Annotated in this window: 14 protein-coding genes and 1 pseudogene; 7 read left to right on the plus strand and 8 right to left on the minus strand. The window is 72.5% G+C overall.

What is annotated here, in order from left to right; genetic code table 11:
- Positions 1–19: 19 nt before the first annotated feature.
- On the plus strand, positions 20–910 hold the full coding sequence (purU, locus tag M8I34_RS27830) for a formyltetrahydrofolate deformylase (protein ID WP_244419243.1): 891 nt from the start codon (positions 20–22) through the stop codon (positions 908–910).
- Between the two features lie 214 nt (positions 911–1,124).
- On the opposite strand, the gene M8I34_RS27835 is transcribed toward purU, so the two are convergent.
- Positions 1,125–2,462: a zf-HC2 domain-containing protein gene (locus M8I34_RS27835; RefSeq protein ID WP_250053811.1), complete on the minus strand. Its 1,338-nt coding sequence runs from the start codon at positions 2,460–2,462 to the stop codon at positions 1,125–1,127.
- 167 nt (positions 2,463–2,629) lie between these two features.
- Positions 2,630–3,190, minus strand: a pseudogene (locus tag M8I34_RS27840) (sigma-70 family RNA polymerase sigma factor); the annotation flags it as partial.
- A gap of 463 nt (positions 3,191–3,653) precedes the next feature.
- On the opposite strand from M8I34_RS27840, the gene M8I34_RS27845 reads away from it, so the two are divergent.
- The gene (locus M8I34_RS27845) at positions 3,654–4,028 is read left to right on the plus strand and encodes an STAS domain-containing protein (RefSeq protein ID WP_030087372.1); all 375 of its coding nucleotides are present in this window, start codon (positions 3,654–3,656) and stop codon (positions 4,026–4,028) included.
- 217 nt (positions 4,029–4,245) lie between these two features.
- Here M8I34_RS27845 and M8I34_RS27850 read toward each other — a convergent pair whose 3' ends face one another.
- The 4 genes from M8I34_RS27850 to M8I34_RS27865 all read right to left on the minus strand — a co-directional run bounded on the left by M8I34_RS27850 (position 4,246) and on the right by M8I34_RS27865 (position 8,466).
- Positions 4,246–5,454: a histidine kinase gene (locus M8I34_RS27850; RefSeq protein ID WP_250053813.1), complete on the minus strand. Its 1,209-nt coding sequence runs from the start codon at positions 5,452–5,454 to the stop codon at positions 4,246–4,248.
- Positions 5,455–5,543: 89 nt separating this feature from the next.
- Positions 5,544–6,206 carry a response regulator transcription factor gene (locus M8I34_RS27855; RefSeq protein WP_030087368.1) on the minus strand — a complete coding sequence of 221 codons (663 nt, stop codon included), beginning with the start codon at positions 6,204–6,206 and terminating at the stop codon, positions 5,544–5,546.
- Between the two features lie 564 nt (positions 6,207–6,770).
- Entirely contained in the window at positions 6,771–7,790 is a 1,020-nt protein-coding gene (locus M8I34_RS27860) for a hypothetical protein (protein ID WP_250053815.1), read from the minus strand.
- 205 nt (positions 7,791–7,995) lie between these two features.
- A complete protein-coding gene (locus tag M8I34_RS27865) occupies positions 7,996–8,466 on the minus strand; it encodes a hypothetical protein (RefSeq protein WP_244419238.1) in 471 nt (156 codons plus the stop codon).
- Positions 8,467–8,574: 108 nt separating this feature from the next.
- Here M8I34_RS27865 and M8I34_RS41700 point away from each other — a divergent pair, with 108 nt between their 5' ends.
- The 3 genes from M8I34_RS41700 to M8I34_RS27880 all read left to right on the plus strand — a co-directional run bounded on the left by M8I34_RS41700 (position 8,575) and on the right by M8I34_RS27880 (position 14,582).
- Positions 8,575–10,827 carry a protein kinase gene (locus M8I34_RS41700; RefSeq protein ID WP_308372722.1) on the plus strand — a complete coding sequence of 751 codons (2,253 nt, stop codon included), beginning with the start codon at positions 8,575–8,577 and terminating at the stop codon, positions 10,825–10,827.
- 129 nt (positions 10,828–10,956) lie between these two features.
- The gene (locus M8I34_RS27875) at positions 10,957–12,657 is read left to right on the plus strand and encodes a succinic semialdehyde dehydrogenase (RefSeq protein ID WP_250053817.1); all 1,701 of its coding nucleotides are present in this window, start codon (positions 10,957–10,959) and stop codon (positions 12,655–12,657) included.
- A 20-nt stretch (positions 12,658–12,677) separates the two neighbouring features.
- Positions 12,678–14,582, plus strand: a complete 1,905-nt coding sequence (locus M8I34_RS27880) for a GMC oxidoreductase (RefSeq protein WP_374211000.1) — start codon at positions 12,678–12,680, stop codon at positions 14,580–14,582.
- A gap of 68 nt (positions 14,583–14,650) precedes the next feature.
- On the opposite strand, the gene M8I34_RS27885 is transcribed toward M8I34_RS27880, so the two are convergent.
- Both M8I34_RS27885 and M8I34_RS27890 read right to left on the minus strand, forming a co-directional pair.
- Entirely contained in the window at positions 14,651–15,766 is a 1,116-nt protein-coding gene (locus M8I34_RS27885) for an LAETG motif-containing sortase-dependent surface protein (RefSeq protein ID WP_250053819.1), read from the minus strand.
- Between the two features lie 1,057 nt (positions 15,767–16,823).
- Positions 16,824–17,129 carry a chorismate mutase gene (locus M8I34_RS27890; protein WP_244419234.1) on the minus strand — a complete coding sequence of 102 codons (306 nt, stop codon included), beginning with the start codon at positions 17,127–17,129 and terminating at the stop codon, positions 16,824–16,826.
- Between the two features lie 250 nt (positions 17,130–17,379).
- Here M8I34_RS27890 and guaA point away from each other — a divergent pair, with 250 nt between their 5' ends.
- Together guaA and M8I34_RS27900 are read left to right on the plus strand one after the other, a co-directional pair.
- Positions 17,380–18,966, plus strand: a complete 1,587-nt coding sequence (gene guaA, locus M8I34_RS27895; protein ID WP_250053821.1) for a glutamine-hydrolyzing GMP synthase — start codon at positions 17,380–17,382, stop codon at positions 18,964–18,966.
- An 88-nt stretch (positions 18,967–19,054) separates the two neighbouring features.
- A complete protein-coding gene (locus M8I34_RS27900) occupies positions 19,055–19,699 on the plus strand; it encodes a transcriptional regulator (RefSeq protein WP_250053823.1) in 645 nt (214 codons plus the stop codon).
- Position 19,700 lies beyond the last annotated feature (1 nt).

Raw genomic sequence — 19,700 nt, forward strand, 5'->3', positions numbered from 1 at the left:
TGTGCGACCCTATGAGGTCATGAGCGAGTCGCAGCCCACCCAGCCCGGTCAGCACGATCGGAACGATCAGTACGTCCTCACCCTGTCCTGCCCGGACAAGCAGGGGATCGTGCACGCCGTGTCCAGCTACCTCTTCATCACCGGCTGCAACATCGAGGACAGTCAGCAGTTCGGCGACCACGACACCGGGCTGTTCTTCATGCGGGTCCACTTCAGCGCGGACACCTCGGTGAGCGTCGACAAGCTGCGGGCCAGCTTCGCGGCGGTGGGCGACTCGTTCGGCATGGACTGGCAGATCCACCGGGCCGACGAGAAGATGCGCATCGTCCTGATGGTGTCCAAGTTCGGGCACTGCCTCAACGACCTGCTCTTCCGCTCCCGGATCGGCGCGCTGCCGGTCGAGATCGCGGCCGTGGTCTCCAACCACACGGACTTCGCCGAGCTGGTCGGCTCGTACGACATCCCCTTCCATCACATTCCGGTCACCCGCGACACCAAGGCCCAGGCCGAGGCGCAGCTGCTGGAGCTGGTGGAGGCGGAGAACGTCGAGCTGGTGGTGCTCGCCCGCTATATGCAGGTGCTCTCCGACGATCTGTGCAAGGCGCTGTCCGGCCGGATCATCAACATCCACCACTCCTTCCTCCCGAGCTTCAAGGGCGCCAAGCCGTACCACCAGGCGCACGCCCGCGGTGTGAAGCTCATCGGTGCCACCGCGCACTATGTGACCGCCGACCTCGACGAGGGCCCGATCATCGAGCAGGAGGTCGAGCGCGTCGGCCATGAGGTCACGCCCGACCAGCTCGTGGCGATCGGCCGGGACGTCGAGTGCCAGGCGCTGGCACGGGCGGTCAAGTGGCACAGCGAGCGCCGGGTACTGCTCAACGGCAGCCGGACGGTCGTCTTCGCCTGAGCGGGCCTTTCCGCCTGTGCGCGACTTCCGCTGGAGTGCGCCTTCCGCTTGAGCGCGGCTTCCGTCTGAGCGCGGCTTCCGCCGGAGCGCGCCTTGCACCTGAGCGCGCCCTTCCGCCGCCGCGGAATACCCTCCCCACCCAGCACGTTGTGGCCCCGAGGGGGCGCTCGGACCCCCTACGGGCTGCGTTCGACCGCCCCTTAGTGGCGAGCGTCTAGAGCCGGGACAGCGACGCCGTCGCGAAGAGGACGTCGCGGATCGCGTCGCGTTCGCCGTGCTGGCCGGCGGCGGCCTCCTCGGGGGAGATATGACCGGCGGCCAGCTGGCAGAACTCGGCGCTGTCCAGGGCGATATGCGCGACCGTGCGGTCCGGGGTGCCGAGGGCGGCCGGTGAATCCAGCGCTATGTACCAGTGGCCGCCGCCGTTGCCCTCGACCTCCAGATGGAGCGTACGGCCCGGGGCACCCGCCTCGACCAGCCGCCGCGGCGGCGCGGCGAGCCCGGCCCGCCGCCGGTCGGCCAGCGCGCTGGGCAGCAGCCGGGCGGCGAGGTCGACCATCCGGTGGAGATGCCCGGAGGCCGGGGGCTGGTACGGATAGTCCACGGCCTCCGCGATATCCCCGGCATGCACCCAGCACTCGAAGGCGCGGTCCAGGAACGAGTCGCGCAGCGTGAGCCGGAAATCCCCGTAGGGCACGGCGAGTTCGGCGACCTTGTCACCGGCGAACGACACCTGCCGTATCAGCGCATAGCTCTGGTCGCGCCATGGTGCGTGCAGGGCCAGCGGGCTGCGCTCCTCGTCCGGCGTCCGCCAGAACGTTTCCGTACGGATGAGGGGGTCCGGGGTGCCCGGCGGGGCGGTCGTCCCGAGCGGGTCGGGCAGCCCGAGTGCCGTCGCGACCAGGCCGTCCACCGCCATCAGATGCCCCATGACACCGCCGACGGTGGTCTCCCGCTCGACCGGGCGCTCACCCTCGAACCAGCGCAGCCGCACCGGAGCACGCCACTCCGCCTCGCCCATGTCACGCAGCAGGGCGTCCAGTTTGGCGGTCTCCGCGTCGTACGGCGAAGCCCACTCGGGCACCGGGATACGGGCCGGCCGGCGGCCCAGACAGCCCTCCAGCACGCGGGAGCGCAGCAGCGGATCGAGGTCGAGGCTGTCGGCGGGGTGCAGCAGTCCGACGGCGTCGCGCAGCCGCAACGCTTCGTCCGCGCAGGAGGCGCAGTCGGTCAGATGCGCCTCGACGGCGGTCGTCTCCTCGGTCGAGCAGGCCGACAGGGCCCAGGCGCCGAGCAGCGACTTGAGGACCCGGTGCGGCGGGGCGGGCGCCGGCAGGGGGAGCGGCAAGGGGGCGGGCGGCTCGGTCACGGGCTCGGCTTCCGGTGCGCGGGGGCCGCCGGCGGTGTCGTCCACCGTCTCGCGGACGGGGGCCGGCGGGGCGTCGGGGAGCGGGCCGTGGTCCTCGGCAGCGGGGCGCGGTGAGGGTATCCGCGGCCGTTCACCGGGGCTGCCGGGCAGTTCGCGGCCGTCCCACTCGTCCGGGCCGTTCACAGGGACCGTCCGCGGCCCGGGCCGGGTGGTGCGGAGTTCCCCGGGCCGGTGTGCTGGGTGTGCGGCGGGCGCGGTCCGCGGGGGCTGTGGGGCGTCTGCGATGCATGCGGTGAATGGGGTGCATGAGGCGAGGCAGGGGCGGAGCGCGGGGTGGGTGCGGTGCGATGGGCGGGCGGCAGGGCCTGGTGGTTGTGGGCGGTGGACAGCAGCTGGAGGCCCAGGCGGAGCCTGCGCCGGGCCTCGTCCTCCGTGACGCCGAGGTCGGCGGCGGTCTGGCGGTAGTCGCGGCGCTGGAAGTACGCCAGCTCCAGGGCGGCCCGCAGGGGCGCGGGCATGGACGTGACGATGAAGTCGGCGCGGGCGGCGGTGGAGGCCTCGCGGATCTTCTGCTCTATCTCGGCGGGCGCGGGGGCGTCGGCCCCGCAGTCGCGCGCCGAGGCCGCCTCGGTCTGGCGCAGCCGCTGGACGGCCTGATGGCGGGTGACACCGGCGACCCAGGAGCGCAGCGGGCCCTGCTTGGGGTCGTACGAATCCGGGTGCTCCCAGACGTAGGCGAACACCTCGCGGGTGACGCGGTCGGCGGCGTCCTCGTCGTCCAGGACGCGGTAGGCGAGGCTGTGCACCAGAGAGGCGAAGCGGTCGTAGAGCTCACCGAGCGCCGCCGCCTCGCCGTGCGCGAGCCGCTGCTGCATCCGCCTGTCCCACCGTGGTGGGGCGTCGTGTCCCATCGGATCCCCATCCCTGCCCGTCACCTCCGGGCTCACACCTCAGCCGTCACTCCTGCACCCGCACCTGCCCGGACCTGTGGGCGCCGTCACAGAATCCGCCGTGCCAACGAATGTAATGCGCGGGTCCGACAACGCACGCTCCTTTGCGGCAAACCGAGCCCTGAGAGGTACGGGGATGGTAAAGCCCTGACGGTCGGCGCCCTCCCTTTGTGGCGATAATGCCCGATCGCAGCGGATCGATGCTGATCGTTCGTGTCCGTATAGGGCGATGTGTTATCCGTGTGTGACCGGATGTCGGCGAAAAGCTGAGGGTGTCGGGGCATAGCCTTAGGCGGACGGCCTGTTGCGCCAAGCATTCGGAAGAGTTTCAGGGGAGAGGGGCCGGGCAGTCGAGCGGGGAAGGATGAATTCCGGATGCAGTCCGGTTCATCCGGTACGAAAGCGAGCGAAAGGCTTCGAGCGCGTGTCGTTGAAGGTGGCAGAGGACGAAAAGGGCCCCTGGGCCGTACTCCAAGTGTCCGGGGAGATGGACCTGGTCACGTCACCGGCGGTGCGCCAGCATGTGCACGACGCGGTGGCGGACGGCCGGAGATCGCTGGTGCTCGATCTCTCCGAGGTGCGGTTCTGCGATTCCAGCGGTGTCGGCGTGCTGATCGCCGCCCGCCGTCTGATGCGCTCCTGTCAGGGGCGGCTGCGGCTGATCCTCCCCGCGCAGGGCGCCGTGGACGGCTCGCACGTCAACCGTGTGCTGGCCGCGCTGGGCGTACGGCGGCTCTTCGAGGTCTACCCGGACCTGCGCACCGCCGTCGACGAGGCGGCCGCACCGCTCTCCGCCTGACACCTCCGGGACGCGCCCCTGCCGGGATGCCCCTCCCGGGACGCGCCCCTCCTGCCCACACGAGCCCCTCGCCTCACGGGCCTCCGGGCTCACGGGCCTTCCGGCTCAACGGGCCTCCGGGCTCACGGGCTTCCGCCTCGCGGGCCTTACGGCTCACGCGGCCCAGCCGCCGCACACACGCCCTTCCGCTGCTCCGCTCTGCCCGCGCCGGCCCGATTCACGCCGCTCCGTACGGGAATTCCGCCCGTACGACGAAGCCGCCGTCGGAGGTCCGCCGCGCCTCCAGCGTCCCGCCGAGGCTCTGGGCGCGCTCGCGCAGCCCCACCAGACCGTGCCCGCCCCCGGGAAGCGCGGGGACCGTCGCCGTCGCGTCCGGCGGCCCGTTCCGTATCTCCACCCGCAGCCCGTGCGCCGCACGGTTCTCGTCGGCCGCCTGCGCCCCGTCCGAACCCTCGCCCCGCACCGCGTCCACCGGATCCACCCGCACCCGCACGTGCGCCCCCGGTGCATGCTTGCGGACGTTGGTGAGCGCCTCCTGGACCGTGCGGAAGGCCGCGCGCTCCACCGTCTTCGCCCCGTTCGCGCCGCCGGCCACCACACCTCCCTCGTACGTCACATCCAGCGCGCTCATCTCGATCAGCCGCGGCAGCTCCTCCAGATCGGGCTGGGGCGCCAGGCTCCGCGCCTCCGCCGCCTCGCCGCCGTCCGCCCGCAGCACGCCCACCATGTGCCGCAGTTCCTCCAGCGTCCGTACGGACAGCTCCCGGATGGTCCTGGCGCCCGCGCGCGCCTCCGCGTCGTCCGTGCTGACCTGCACCGCCCCCGCCTGAAGGCTGATCAGGCTGACCTGATGGGCCACCACGTCGTGCATCTCGCGGGCCAGCCGGGCGCGTTCGGTGGTCTTGACCCGGTCCGCGAGCAGCCGGTCCTCACGGCGCAGGCTGCGGGTCAGATCCTCGACCCGGGAGGCCAGTTCCCGGCGGGTGCGCACCAGCAGTCCCAGGGCGATGGGCGCGGCCGAGGTGACGCTCGCGTCGATCAGCACCAGGGTGTTCTCGCGGTACGCGGTGAGTTCGAGGTCGGAGATCGGATACGGGAAGAAGTGCGCGGCGATCAGCAGCAGCGCACAGATGCCGAGCCGGGCCCGGCCGGGCCGGAGGGCGGCCAGTGTGTAGAGCGCGATCATCGGCGCGAACCAGATGTAGCCGATGTAGAGCCCGGGGAGGGTGAAGAGGAAGACCAGCAACGGGAAGCGCCGGCGCAGCAGCAGGGCCGCCGCGGCCACCATCGAGACGCCCACTTCCAGGTCGAAGTCGACGCCGTTGACCAGCATCGCGTCGGCGATCGCGAGCAGCAACGGGACCGCCAGCGGCGCGACCTTGCGCAGCCGCCGCCCCACCGCCCCGCGCGCCAGGGCCTGCCACACCGCGGTACCGCGCGCCGCCGCCCCCGGGACGGCCGTCCGCGGGCCGCCGCCCCGTCTGCCGCCCCGTCTGCCGCTCCCGCTCCCGGCTCTCACCACGCACCCCGCGGATCGCCCGTCACGAGACCGGCGCGGTCGGCGACGATGGCCGCCTGGATGCGGTTGATCCCGCCCAATTTGCCCAGCAGGGCGCGCACATGGTCCTTGACCGTACTGGGGGCGAGCCCCATCCGGTCGGCTATCTGGGCGTTGCCCAGCCCCTCCCCGAGCAGGGCCAGCACCTGTGACTCCCGCGGCGTCAGCCCGCTCACCGCCCGGTTCGCGGCGGCCTGGTCCTCGGCGGTCAGATAGCCCCCGATCACCGCGCGGGTGACACCCGGATCGAGCACACTGCCACCCTCCGCCAGCGTCCGTACGGCCCGTACGAGTTGTTCCGGATCGGAGTCCTTGAGCAGAAACCCGGCCGCGCCCTCGCGCAGCGCCGCCGTCAGATACTCCTGGGCGTCGAAGGTGGTCAGCATCGCCACCGTCGGCGGCTCCGGTGCGGCGCGCAGCCGGCGCAGGACGGTCAGCCCGTCCACGTCCGGCATCCGGATGTCCAGCAGCACGACGTCGGCCGCGCACCGCAGCACGGTCTCCACGGCCTCGGCCCCACTACAGTCCGCGACCATCTCGATGTCCGGGGCGGTCCCCAGAATCATCCGCAGTCCGGATCTGACCAACCGCTCGTCGTCCACCACAGCGACACGGATCACCGGCCGCCCCTTTCTCCTTCGCACCACCGAGCTCGCGGAACCACCCCGCGCTGCGCGGTTCCGTTTCCCCGTCACCCGGGACCGCCCTGCGGCGGCCCCGCACCCCCGCCGAGCGGCGGGGGTGAGCCCGCGACCTCTGGAGGATGCCGCGGGGAGGTCCCCACGGGCAGAGTGGTTCTCATGCTGCACCACTGAAGAGGCCACAAGCCCAGGACGCGTTGCAGTTCACATTGGCGGCCGCCGCGACCCCCACACGCGGCGGCCGCTGCGCGCGTGCGGGGGCGGTTCGGAGGGGGATCTCCCCCGCACGCCTGGCACGCGTCCGGGCATGCCCTTAAAACCCCTGGTCAAGAGGGGTTTCATCGCTCAGTGAGCGGGCGCCGGGGCTCTGGGCGGACCCGTACGGCATCCCGGGGCGCCGCACTGGGTCGCTCCGGCAAAAGCCGCAACTGCCGCGTGTCCACCGCCGGATCGTCGATCAGCACCCGCGTGTGGTCCAGCAGCGCGGCACCCATCCCGAGTCACCGGCCGCGCCACGCCCGCGCACGGCGCGGCCCGCCGCCCCTACAGCCCCCCGTTGCGCCCCACCGCCGCCGTCCGGAAGCCCTCCGTCCGCATTCCGCCGTACGGGCCGGAGCCGCGTCCGCCGGCCAGGACGACCACCGAGGTCATGGCCGCCAGGGCGTAGGCCGTCGTGGCGAGTGACAGGGCGCCCCCGGGGGTCTCGAAGGAGCGGTTGAAGAAGTCCGTCACGGTCAGCCAGACGACCATCCGCACGGTCACATACAGCTCCAGGGCCGCGAACACCAGGAGGGCACCGCGCACTTCGCGTCGCCCCGGGAGGGCCAGCACGCCGAGGACGAAGAGCACGAGCACCGATCCGACGGTGGTGAACTCGGTGGGCGCGGCCAGGTCGAGCGTGCCGAGGACCGAACCGTCGACCACCGCGCGCAGGTAGTGGCCCGTGCCCATCCCGGTCAGATCGCGGACGGCCCAGCCGATCCGTGCCAGGCCCATCAGCAGGAACAGCACACCGCAGATCCGGGACGAGCGGCGCCACCACGCTTCCGGGTCGTCCGCCGCCCCCGGAGCGCTCGGGTGCACCCCGCGGCGCCGCTCGGTGGCCGGGAACATCGCGAGCAGCACCACCAGCGCCACCACCAGCCCCAGCCCGCGGGTGGCGAGCGCCCAGCCGCCCAGCGGGTCGTGGCGGTACTGGTCGCGGTAGGCGGCGTCGAAGAGGCCCAGGCCCTCCCGCAGGGAGACGGCGAGCAGTACGAAACCGGACAGCAGCGCGGCGGAGCGCGCCACCCGCCGCTGGGCCAGTGCCAGCCCGGCGATCACCAGGCACGCGACGGTGAAGGCCCACTCGTGCGGGCCGAGGACCTGGGTCGTGAGGGAGGCGCCCGGGTTGAACATGCCCTCCAGGAAGTCCCAGGCGTTGCCGTCCCCCTGGCGGATTCCGTAGACCGTCCAGGCGGTCAGCACGCCGGAGTAGACGGCCAGGGACAGGGCGGTCGCGAGGTAGGCGCCGCTGTGCTCCGGGGCGGCCCGGCCCGGATCGGGATTCGGGCGGACGTCCACCGTTCCACCGTCCTGCATCACCACGACCGACCCCCGATCCGCCTCTCGTAGCCGCCCTACAGGTCGTTCCCGTACGACAGCCTCACTGTGTCAAGGACGGTGGTGGAGCAGGTGGAGGTTCCACCCCGTGTGTCGTGTGGTCGGTTTGCCGGGTGGCCCGTGTGACGTGCGGTCAGGTGTGCCGGGGGGCCCGGGTTCCGGATGGTCAGCGCACATGCCGGGCAGTGGCCGCGATGAAGTCCCGTATGCCCTGGCGGGTGGTGGTCCGCAGGGCGGTGAGGGCCTCCTGGTCGCGGGCCCAGTGCAGCTCGGTCGTCGCCGACATCACCTGCTCGCTGCGCTCCAGTATCTCGGCGTCGTCGGTCACCATCTGGGCCCGGAACATGGCCTCTTGGGCGGTGTAGCGCGTCTTGTACACCTCCTCGCGCAGCTCCGGGGAGTCCTCGTCGCAGCGGCCCTCCTCGTGGAGCACGAACCAGCGGTGGACGAGGACCCGCCGGTAGTCCAGCAGCGCCCCGGCGTAGGCGCAGTACGCATCGATACGTTCCTGCCGCAGCCGCTCCGCGCGGGCGAACTGCTCGCTGCGCCCGGCCGCCCGGCTCTGGAAGAAATGGGTGATGCCGGAACCCAGCAGGGTGCCGATGACGGCCACAACGCTCGCAACAACTGCCTCCATGGGGGCAGTGGACCACAGCGGTCCGCTCCGGCGTCAGGCCATGGCCGACCATGGCCGGTCCCTGGGGCGCGCCCTTCCGGTGGGGTGCCGGTGCGGCAAGATGGAGCCATGGGGATCATCGGGGGCGAGGGTCGGCTGATCGGGGGCCGCTACCGCCTGGGAATACGGCTGGGACGCGGCGGAATGGGCACGGTCTGGCGTGCCACCGACGAGATCCTGGGCCGCCAAGTGGCAGTCAAGGAGCTGCACTTGGACGAGGGGACGACCGAGGCCGAGGCGCGGGTGCAGCGCGAGCGGGCGATGCGCGAGGCACGGACGGTCGCCCGGATCAAGCACCCCAATGTGATTGTCGTCCATGACGTCGTCGAGCAGGACGGCCGGCCGTGGATCGTGATGGAGCTGGTGGAGGGCCCGTCGCTGGCCGACCGGCTCCAGAGCGGCGGACCGGTCGCACCGCGCGAGGCGGCCCGGATCGGCGTCGCGCTGCTGGGCGCGCTGCACGCCGCGCACGCCCTCGGAGTGCTGCACCGCGACATCAAGCCCGCGAACGTCCTGATGGAGTCGGGCAGCGGCCGCGTCGTGCTCACCGACTTCGGCATCGCCCAGGTCCCCGGCGTCACGACCCTGACCGACGCCGGCGGTTTTGTCGGCTCACCCGAATACACCGCGCCGGAGCGGATGGCAGGCCGCGTCGCCGGGCCCGAGGCCGATCTCTGGTCGCTCGGGGTGCTGCTGTGTGTCGCGCTCAGCGGCGAATCGCCGTTCCGCCGCGACTCGTTGGGCGGTGTGCTGCATGCCGTCGTGTACGACGAGATCGAACTCCCCGAGGCCGCCCGCCCGTTGCACGCCGTCGTGCACGGGTTGCTGGAGCGGGACACGGGGCGCCGCCTGGGGGCGGGCGAAACGGAGCGGCTGCTGCGCGGCTATCTCCAGTCGGGCCGCGCGCCGGAGCGCGGAACGGGCGGACATGGGGGGCACGGGCCCAGCCCCGACCCCGGCCGCTTCCCGGGTCACGGTCTCGGCGGCGGGGCAACGGGCCTGGCCGCGGAGGCCGCGGAGGCGGTGGCGGGGGCGGAAGCGGAAGCGGGAACGAGCGGACCGGCGGGGCCGAAGGGGGCCGGGGGATCGCCGGTAGCGGGCGGCTCGGCAGGAGCGGGCAGCTCGACGAGACCGGGCGGACCGCCGGGAGCGGGCGAATCGCCGACCCCGAGCGGCTCCCCGACCCCGAGTGGCTCCCCGACCCCGAGCGGCTCCCCGACCCCGAGCTGCCCCCCGACACCGAGCGGGCCCCGCCCCGGCGCCCCGGCGGCTCCGCACCACCCCGGCCCCGACGCCCACGCCTCCCCGTACGACGGCCCCGGCGACGGCCTGCCCGGCGAGTACCCGCCCAACGAGCACCCGCCCCACGAACACCGTCCCGACCAGCACCGTCCCGACCAGCGCCCGACCCACGAACACCGGCCCGGCGAGCACCCGTCCGGCGAGGACCCGCCCAGCGAGGCCCCCCTCACCGCCGATACGCCGCCTGCCCCCGCCGGCCCGGCTCGGGCGTCCGACGGAGACGGAGACGGCGCCGGGCGCACGGGACGACGGGCGGGCGGCCGCGGCCCGGCCGCGCCGATCCGTGCGGCGCTCGACGACCGGGCGCTGGCCGCGGCCGCCCGCCCGCACACCGGCCGCACCCGCATCGTCCTGCTGGTGGCGCTCGCGGCGGTGCTGATCGGCGGCGCGGGCGCGGGCATCGCCGTCCTGCTGATGCAGCGGAGCGGGACCGGCGACGGCTCCGACGGGCGCGGCCGGCCCAGCCGCTCCCAGCAGGCCTCGGACGCCGGGCCGACCCGGCCCACCGGCCCCGGCACGGCGAAGCCCACCGCCCCGGCCACCTCGTCGCCGTCCCCCGGTGCCACCGGCAAGGTCCCGGCCGGCTACCGCCTCGTCAACGACCCGGCCGGCTTCGTGCTCGCCGTACCGGACGGCTTCACGCGCTCGTACGAGAACGAGCGCGTCTACTACTCCTCCCAGGGCAAGCGGTTCCGCATCGGCATCCAGTTGCAGAAGCGGGTGCCGGAGGGGCCGCTGGGCGCGATGCGCACGGCGGACGCGGAGGGCCCCGTCCACTACCCCGGCTACCGTCAGGGGCAGGTCACCGAGACCACCCACAACGGACTCCGGGCCGGACGCTGGGAGTTCGTCTGGGACGGCGGCGCCCAGGACGGCGGCCCCCGGTACACCTACGACCTCAGCTGGGACGAGGGCGGCAAGATGATCGACGTGTGGATCTCCTCCCCGGTCGGCTCGCGCACCGAGGCCGAGCGGCACTTCGACACCGCGCTCGACGCGTTCCGGCTGCCCGGGGCCTGACCCCGGCCTCCCGGTCGTCCCAGGCCGGCCCCCTTGCGGCCAGCGAACACTGGCACGATTGTGCGTACGGCGTGAAAACTCATTACTCCCGGGTACACAAAGCGTCCGGGGAGGAATACGCTCGCCGACATGACGGACTCGCAGGACACCGGAACCGCCCCCACCGCCGCCGACGAGGCCCCCGCCGAGGCTCCCGCAGCCCCCGCCGCAACCGCCACCGACGCGGCCACCGCCGCCGCGCCCGTCGAGGGCAACCCGGTCGCCCCCGCCCCGGCAGGTGCCCGTACGGCGGCGGACGTGGTCACGCCCGAGGTCGTCGCCCGGCTCACCCGCGGGGTGGTGGGCGGTGGCCGCACCGCCAACCACACCCCGTTCACCGGGGAGAAGCTGGCCGACCTGCCGGAGTCCACCCCCGAGGACGTCGCCACCGCCTTCGAGCGGGCCCGTGCCGCCCAGGAGCGCTGGGCCAAGGTCCCGGTCAAGCAGCGCGCCGCGGTCCTGCTCCGCTTCCACGACCTGGTGCTGCGCCGCCAGGCCGAGGTGCTCGACCTGATCCAGCTGGAGACCGGCAAGGCGCGGCTGCACGCCCATGAGGAGGTGCAGGCGGTCACCGTCACCGCCCGCCACTACGGCCGCAAGGCCCACGCCTACCTCAAGCCCAAGGCCCGCACCGGCGTCGTACCGACCCTCACCAAGGTCACCGAACTCCGCCAGCCCCGGGGCGTCGTCGGGCAGATCGCCCCCTGGAACTACCCCTTCGAGCTGTCCGTGGGCGACGCCCTGCCGGCCTTCGTCGCGGGCAACGCCGTCGTCATGAAGCCCGACACGGAGACCGCGCTGACCGCGCTGTGGGCCCGTGAGCAGCTCATCGAGGCCGGGCTGCCGGAGGACGTCTGGCAGGTCGTGCTCGGCGAGGGCCCGGTCGTCGGCCCCGCCGTCGTCGAGCACGCCGACTATGTCTCCTTCACCGGCTCGACCCGTACGGGCCGCGAGGTCGCCCAGGGCGCGGCCGCCCGCCTGGTCGGCGTCTCCCTCGAACTCGGTGGCAAGAACGCCATGCTGGTGCTCCAGGACGCCGATGTGGAGAAGGCCGCGTCCGGCGCCGTCCGCGGCTGCTTCTCCTCCGCGGGCCAGCTGTGCATCTCCATCGAGCGGCTGTACGTCCACGAGTCCATCGCCGACGACTTCCTCCAGCGGTTCGCCGCCCGTACGAAGGCGATGCGGCTGGGCAACTCCCTCGCCTACGGCGCCGACATGGGCTCGCTGGTCGGTGAGCGCCAGCTGGAGACCGTCACCCGCCATGTCGAGGAGGCCGTCGCCAAGGGCGCCGAGCTGGTCGCCGGCGGCCGCCCCCGCCCCGACATCGGCCCGCTCTTCTACGAGCCGACGATCCTCGACGGCGTCCAGGCCCCGATGGCGGTCTGCGGCGAGGAGACCTTCGGCCCGGTCGTCTCGATCTACCGCTTCAGCGACGAGGACGAGGCGGTGGCGCTCGCCAACGCCACGCCGTACGGCCTGAATTCCAGCGTCTGGACCAAGGACGGCCGCCGCGGCCGCGCGGTCGCCGCCAGGCTGCGGACGGGCACGGTCAACGTCAACGAGTCCTACGCGGCCGGCTACGGCAGTGTGCAGGCGCCGATGGGCGGCATGGGGGACTCGGGCCTGGGCCGCCGGCACGGCTCCGAGGGCATCCTCAAGTACACCGAGGCGCAGACCGTCGCCCAGCAGCGGCTGATGCCGCTCGCGCCGTCCTTCGGGATGACCGACGAGAAGTACGCACAGTTCATGACCCGCAGCTTGCGCGCGATGAAGGCGTTCCGACTCCGCTAACCATTCAGCAGGGAGAGCCAGTGCCCCAGGAGAACTCTGCCCGGAATCAGGACCGGAACGGCGACCGGGACGCCCATGACACCCACGATGCCCCTGACGCCATCGACGCCCCTGATGCCGACGGCTGCCAGGACGACGGGTACGACTACGACGTGCTCGTCGTCGGCTCCGGTTTCGGCGGCTCGGTCTCCGCGCTCCGGCTGACCGAGAAGGGCTACCGCGTCGGCGTCCTCGAAGCCGGCCGCCGCTTCACCCGCGAGACGCTCCCGAAGAACTCCTGGGACCTCAAGAGCTATCTGTGGGCCCCCGCCCTCGGCCTCTACGGCATCCAGCGCATCCACCTGCTCGGGAATGTCATGGTCCTGGCGGGTGCCGGGGTCGGCGGGGGTTCGCTGAACTACGCCAACACCCTCTACGTACCGCCCAAGCCGTTCTTCGACGACCCGCAGTGGAAGCACATCACCGACTGGCAGGCGGAGCTGAAGCCGTACTACGACCAGGCCCAGCGGATGCTGGGCGTACGGCTCAACCCCACGATGACGCCGTCCGATGTGCACCTGAAGGCGACCGCACAGGCCATGGGCGTCGGCGACTCCTTCCACATGGCGCCGGTCGGGGTGTTCTTCGGGGACGGCCGGGACGCCGTCGGCGAGGAGGGGGCCGAAGCCGCGAAGGCGGCGCCCGGAGAAGAGGTCGCGGACCCGTACTTCGGTGGTGCGGGCCCCTCCCGCAAGGCGTGCACCGAGTGCGGCGAGTGCATGACGGGCTGCCGCCACGGCGCGAAGAACACCCTCAACGAGAACTACCTCTACCTCGCCGAGCGGGCGGGAGCCGTCATCCACCCGATGACCTCCGTCGTCGCGCTCACCGAGGACTCCCGCGGCGGCTTCGCCGTCAGCACGCTGCCGACCGACAACAAGAAGAAGGGCCAGGGCCGTACGTTCACGGCCCGGCGCGTGATCATCGCGGCCGGCACCTACGGCACACAGAGCCTGCTGCACCGTATGAAGGACAGCGGACGGCTCCCGTACCTCTCCGGCCGCCTCGGCTCGCTGACCCGTACCAACTCCGAGGCGCTGGTGGGCGCGCAGACCGACAACCGCCGCTACCGCAAGCGGCACGGTGCCCAGAAGGCCGACTTCACCAAGGGCGTGGCGATCACGTCGTCGATCCACCCCGACGAGAACACCCACATCGAACCGGTGCGCTACGGCAAGGGCTCCAACGCGATGGGGGGCATGACGATCCTCCAGGTTCCCTACCGGCCCACCGGACGCGTCGCGGGCTGGCTGGGCAACGTGGCCCGCCACCCCTGGCTGGCGCTCCGCTCGCTCTCCAACCGCCGCTGGTCGGAGCGGACCATCATCGGCCTGGTCATGCAGTCCCTCGACAACTCCCTGACGACGTACCGGAAGCCGAAGGGTCTGGGCAAGGGCCTGCTCACCGCACGCCAGGGCCACGGGGCCCCGAACCCGAACCAGATCCCCGAGGCCACCCAGGCGGCGACGCTGCTGTCCGAGGAGATCAACGGCTTCGCGGGCTCCAACATCGGGGAGCTGATGGGCACTCCGCTCACCGCGCACTTCCTCGGCGGCTGCCCGATCGGCGACTCGGGCGACTCCGGCGTCATCGACCCCTACCACCGCCTCTACGGCCACCCGGGCATCTCGGTCGTCGACGGCGCCGCGGTCTCCGCCAACCTCGGCGTCAACCCGTCCCTGACGATCACCGCGCAGGCCGAGCGCGCGATGTCGCTGTGGCCCAACAAGGGCGAGCCCGACCCGCGCCCCGCCCAGGGCCGGGCCTACCAGCGGCTGGCCCCCGTCGAGCCGGTCCGCCCCGCCGTCCCCCGAGAGGCGTTCGGCGCGCTGACCCTGCCGTTCGTGGCCGTCCCGCCGGTACCGCCGAAGAAGTCCCTGACGTAGGGCGGTTGCCCGCGCACGACGGAGGGCCGCACCCGGCCCGGGTGCGGCCCTCCTCGGATGCGCCCGCCTTACGCGGCGACGGCACCGTCCGTCTTACGACGCCGGACCACGAAAAGGGCGCCCGCACCCACGACCATGGCGACACCGCCCACGATGCCGATGGTGGGCAGCGCGGAGGAGGCACCGGTCTCGGCGAGGTTGCCGGTCACCGGCAGCTTGTCCATGCCGTCCTTCGGCTCGGTGGTGCCGACCGGCTTTCCGCCGCCCTGCGTACCGGGCTTGTTGCCGGGCTTGGCGGGCTTGCCGGGCTTGGCCGGCGGGATCTCGCCCGGCTTGCTGCCGGCGGGCAGGATCGTGAAGTCGTACCACTGCTCCTCGGACCAGCCGCAGGAGCCGTCCTTGTTCTGGTAGTCGCCCGCCACCAGCGCGAAGCCGTCACCGGCCGCGGCGCCCCTGTCGGCGCGGATCCGCAGCTTGAGCTGCGCGGTCCGGTGCGCGTCGAGCTGGAACCAGCCGAAGTACTGGCCGTCGGTCCACTCGTCGAACGAGGTCCACTTGCCGGTGTCCGGGTTCTGGTACTCCAGGTCGAGCTGCGACGTGGGGTGCTCGAAGTTCCCGGTCGGCACCGCGTAGATGACCGGGTAGACCTCGTCCAGCGTGTGGTCCGTGGTGTTGGCGAGGTGCACGCTGAAGCCCTTCCAGCCGCCGCCCGCGACGAGCTCGGAGGGCAGGCCGGCGACGGTCACCTTGATGGCGGCGTCGTCGACCGTGCAGTCGGGCTCGTCCCCGGGCTCGCCCGGCTCGGTGGGCTCGGTGGGCTCGGCCGGGGTGGTGGGCTCGGCGGAGTCGCTGGGCCCGGTGCCGCCGCCCGGGGTGGCCGGGGTGGCCGGCCCGGTGCCGTCCCCGTTCCCGGTGTCGTCCGCGTTCCCGGTCTCGCCGCCGGAAGCGGTGTCGTCGCCCGGGGTGTCGTCGCCCGGCGCGGTCTCGTCACCGGTGCCCGGGGTCTCCGGCTGCGTGGTGGTGTCGTCGGACGGGTCCGAGCCGGGGGTGCCCGGGGTCGGCTCGGCGCTCACGCCGGCCTCGGTGTCGGGGCCGGTCGCGAACGCGGCAGGGGCCGCCAGCAGGGCGGCGGGGGCTATGACGGCCGTCGCGGCGGCAGCCGTCAGGGCACGGCGAAGCTTCATCGAGAAGACCTCTCGGGTCCAAAGTGCCGTGGGGACACGTGGGTGGCGGGCCGTCGCGGTGGGGCGCGGTAGGGCCGTGCGATTGCAGGTACATGACCGGCCATGGCCAAAAAAGGTTGTCCACTCAAATAAAAATGCGCCAGTGATGACCGTCACACCTGTCACAGCAGCCTCACAGGAAACGCACAGGCGGTGCACAGGACGGGCCCCGCGAGGGGCCGTGCGCCGGGCGCACTCCCGGCACAGCGAAGGGCCCCGGACACCGTCCGCGAGGGGGGTTGCGGACGGCCACGGGGCCCTTTGCTTTCGGTGCCGGCGTCAGGGCAGCGCCGGCACCGACGGGCGGCGCTGGGGGGGGGGGTAGCGCCGCTGGCTCTTGGGGTGGTGCGTGAGGGTGCGGATACCGCGCCGGCCGGACCCATGGCAGTGCAAAAGTCCATACCGGATGCGGTAGGTCGTTCGTCAAGCATCGTCCTGGATACGCCTCACCTGGCGCAACCGTTTCGACCGGATGCGGTCGGTCCCGGGCGTCCCCAGGACCGACCACCCCATCGGATGTGACCGGGCTGCTGTCCCCTGCTGACCGGCCACGGCACCGGAGTGAGGTCCCACGACGCGGGCCGCGGCAAGCGGCCGGCGTCTCATCGCTCCGGGTTTCCGCCCGTGGGGCGGCGTCTACGCGTAGTCCTGCAAGGCCGCGCCTGGCTGGCGTGGCACCGGGAACAACGAAGCCTCGCAGCGGCCGGTCACGCGCCGTACGGGTGAGTCGGCAACCGAACGCAGATCCGGCAGCTGCGCCGGGGCGCATGCACCCTGACCACGCGCCCCGGTGGCCCGGAAACCGACCGCATGCCGTCCAGATCCAGCCACGCAGGGCCCCGGGCCCGCCGACCCCGGAGCCGCCCGAACACCGTCCGGATCCAGCCATCCGTTATCCGGCATCCGGCAGCGACGTGCCGACCGCCTCCGCCCGGCCGCCGTGCGCCCGGGGCGTGGTGCGCTCCTGAGGCGCCCGCGCTCCCGGGGGGCGCCCCCGGCTCCCCGCTTCCCGCCCGCCTCAGATCTGGCCCCGGGACAGCTCCAGCAGGGTCATGGCCAGCGCGGTGCCCGGCTTGCCGAGCTGGCCGCGGTAGTGGTCGAGGATCTCCATCTCGCGGGAGAGGTTCACCCGGCGTCCGCCGGAGGTGAGGCGCTCGCGCTGGATGACGGCCGAGACGGCCATCCGTTCCTGTACGAGGCCGATGATCCGGCCGTCGAGATCGTCGATCCGCTGCCGGGCGTCGCTGATGATCCCGGCGGCCTCGGGCGTGTGGGCGCCGGTGCCGGGGGCGGGTGCGGTGGTGGTGCGGGTCTCGGTGCTCATGTCGTCTCTCCTGGGGTGAGTGGCCCCGGAGCCGCTGATCGGTCCCGACAGACGCAGGCGCCCCGGACCATTTCGGCCCGGGGCGCCTGGGAAGTTGCTTGTCAGTGGATCAAGCAGCACGACCATGGCAGCCGGACGGGCCGGTGCCATAGGTAAAGACGAAGGTCAGCTGCTTGGACATGGGGCTCAGTATGAGCCCGTTAGAATCGAAAGTCCAACCCCTGCTCCACACCGCCGGAAGGCCGCCGAAGTGCCATCAGCGCCCCCTGCCGCTGCCCCGGACGTCGTCCTCGTAGTCGACTTCGGCGCACAGTACGCCCAGCTCATCGCCCGACGGGTCCGTGAGGCCCGGGTCTACAGCGAGATCGTGCCGTCCACCATGCCGGTGGCGGAGATGCTCGCCAAGAACCCGAAGGCGATCATCCTCTCCGGCGGCCCCTCGTCGGTCTACGCCGAAGACGCCCCCAGTCTCGACCGCTCGCTCTTCGAGGCCGGTGTCCCGGTCTTCGGAATGTGCTACGGATTCCAGCTCATGGCCACCACCCTCGGTGGCACCGTCGACAACACCGGCGCCCGTGAGTACGGCCGTACCCCCCTGACCGTCTCCCGCCCCGGCTCCACGCTCTTCGAGGGCACGCCCGCCGAGCAGCCGGTGTGGATGTCGCACGGCGACGCCTGCTCCGCCGCCCCCGAGGGCTTCACGGTCACCGCGTCCACGGACGTGGTGCCGGTCGCCGCCTTCGAGAACGACGAGAAGAAGCTCTACGGCGTCCAGTACCACCCCGAGGTCATGCACTCCACGCACGGCCAGCAGGTCCTGGAGCACTTCCTCTACCGCGGCGCGGGCATCGAGCCGAGCTGGACCACCACCAGCGTGGTCGAGGAGCAGGTCGCCGCGATCCGCGCCCAGGTCGGCACCAAGCGCGCCATCTGCGCGCTGTCCGGCGGCGTGGACTCCTCGGTGGCCGCTGCCATCGTGCAGAAGGCCATCGGCGACCAGCTGACCTGCGTCTACGTCGACCACGGCCTCCAGCGCAAGGGCGAGTCCGAGCAGGTCGAGAAGGACTTCGTGGCCGCCACCGGCGTCCAGCTGAAGGTCGTCGACGCCGAGGAGCGCTTCCTGACCGCGCTGTCCGGGGTCAGCGACCCCGAGCAGAAGCGGAAGATCATCGGACGCGAGTTCATCCGCGTCTTCGAGCAGGCCCAGGCCGAGCTGGTCGCCGAGGCCGGCGCCGAGGGCGAGGAAGTCGCGTTCCTGGTCCAGGGCACGCTCTACCCGGACATCGTCGAGTCCGGCGGCGGCACGGGCACCGCCAACATCAAGTCGCACCACAACGTCGGCGGGCTCCCCGACGACATCGAGTTCCAGCTCGTCGAGCCGCTGCGCCAGCTGTTCAAGGACGAGGTCCGGATGGTCGGCTCCGAGCTCGGCCTGCCGGACGAGATCGTCCACCGCCAGCCGTTCCCCGGCCCCGGCCTGGGCATCCGCATCGTCGGCGAGGTCACCAAGGAGCGCCTGGACCTGCTGCGCGAGGCCGACGCCATCGCCCGCGAGGAGCTGACCGCGGCCGGTCTGGACCGCGAGATCTGGCAGTGCCCGGTGGTCCTGCTCGCCGATGTCCGCTCGGTCGGCGTCCAGGGCGACGGCCGTACGTACGGCCACCCGATCGTGCTGCGCCCGGTCTCCTCCGAGGACGCGATGACCGCGGACTGGACCCGGATGCCGTACGACGTGCTGGCGCGGATCTCCACCCGCATCACCAACGAGGTCGCCGACGTCAACCGCGTCGTCCTCGATGTCACCAGCAAGCCCCCGGGCACCATCGAGTGGGAGTGACCCCACCCGCAGGGTCGGAGTGATCCCACCGACCGCCTGACGACGCCGCGTATGGACTTTCTGTCCAGTCTGGACTTACAGTCCAAGCATGGGACAAGCAGAAGAGGCCCGGGACCCCCGTGTGCGGATGTGGGCGCCGGTGTGCCAGGCCGTCGCGCGGTTGCTCGGTCCGTACGCCGAGGTGGTGCTGCACGACCCGGACACCGACCGGGTCCTGGAGATCTGGAATCCGATGAGTTCCCGTGGCCCGGGGGACCCCTCCCTGCTCGGCGAACTGGACGGGCTCGACCCGTCGGCGCAGGACGTGTACGGGCCGTACGAGAAGCTGCTCGCGGACGGCCGCCGGCTTTCGTCGGTGAGCGCGGTCCTGCGGGATGCGCACGACCGGCCGTCGGCCGTGCTGTGCATCAACCTCGACCGCACCCCGCTGGAACAGGCCGCGGCGGTGCTGTCCGCGTTCGGCGCCCCGGCCGTGCAGCGCCCCGAGCCGCTGTTCGAGCAGGACTGGTCCGAGCGCATCCAGCACATCATCGGCAGCCACGTCCGCGAAACGGGCCGTCCCGTCGAGCGCATGACCCGCCAGGACCGCCTGGCCGTCCTCGGCCGGCTCGACGAGGCCCGGGTGTTCGCGGTGCGCCGCGCCGCGCCGGTCGTCGCCGGGGCCCTGCGGGTGTCCCGGTCCACCGTCTACGGCCTGCTGGCCGAACTCAGAGCATCCAGCGCAAAGGACTGAC

Origin of the sequence: Streptomyces sp. MCA2, from assembly GCF_023544705.1 — a bacterium.
GTDB lineage: Bacteria > Actinomycetota > Actinomycetes > Streptomycetales > Streptomycetaceae > Streptomyces > Streptomyces decoyicus.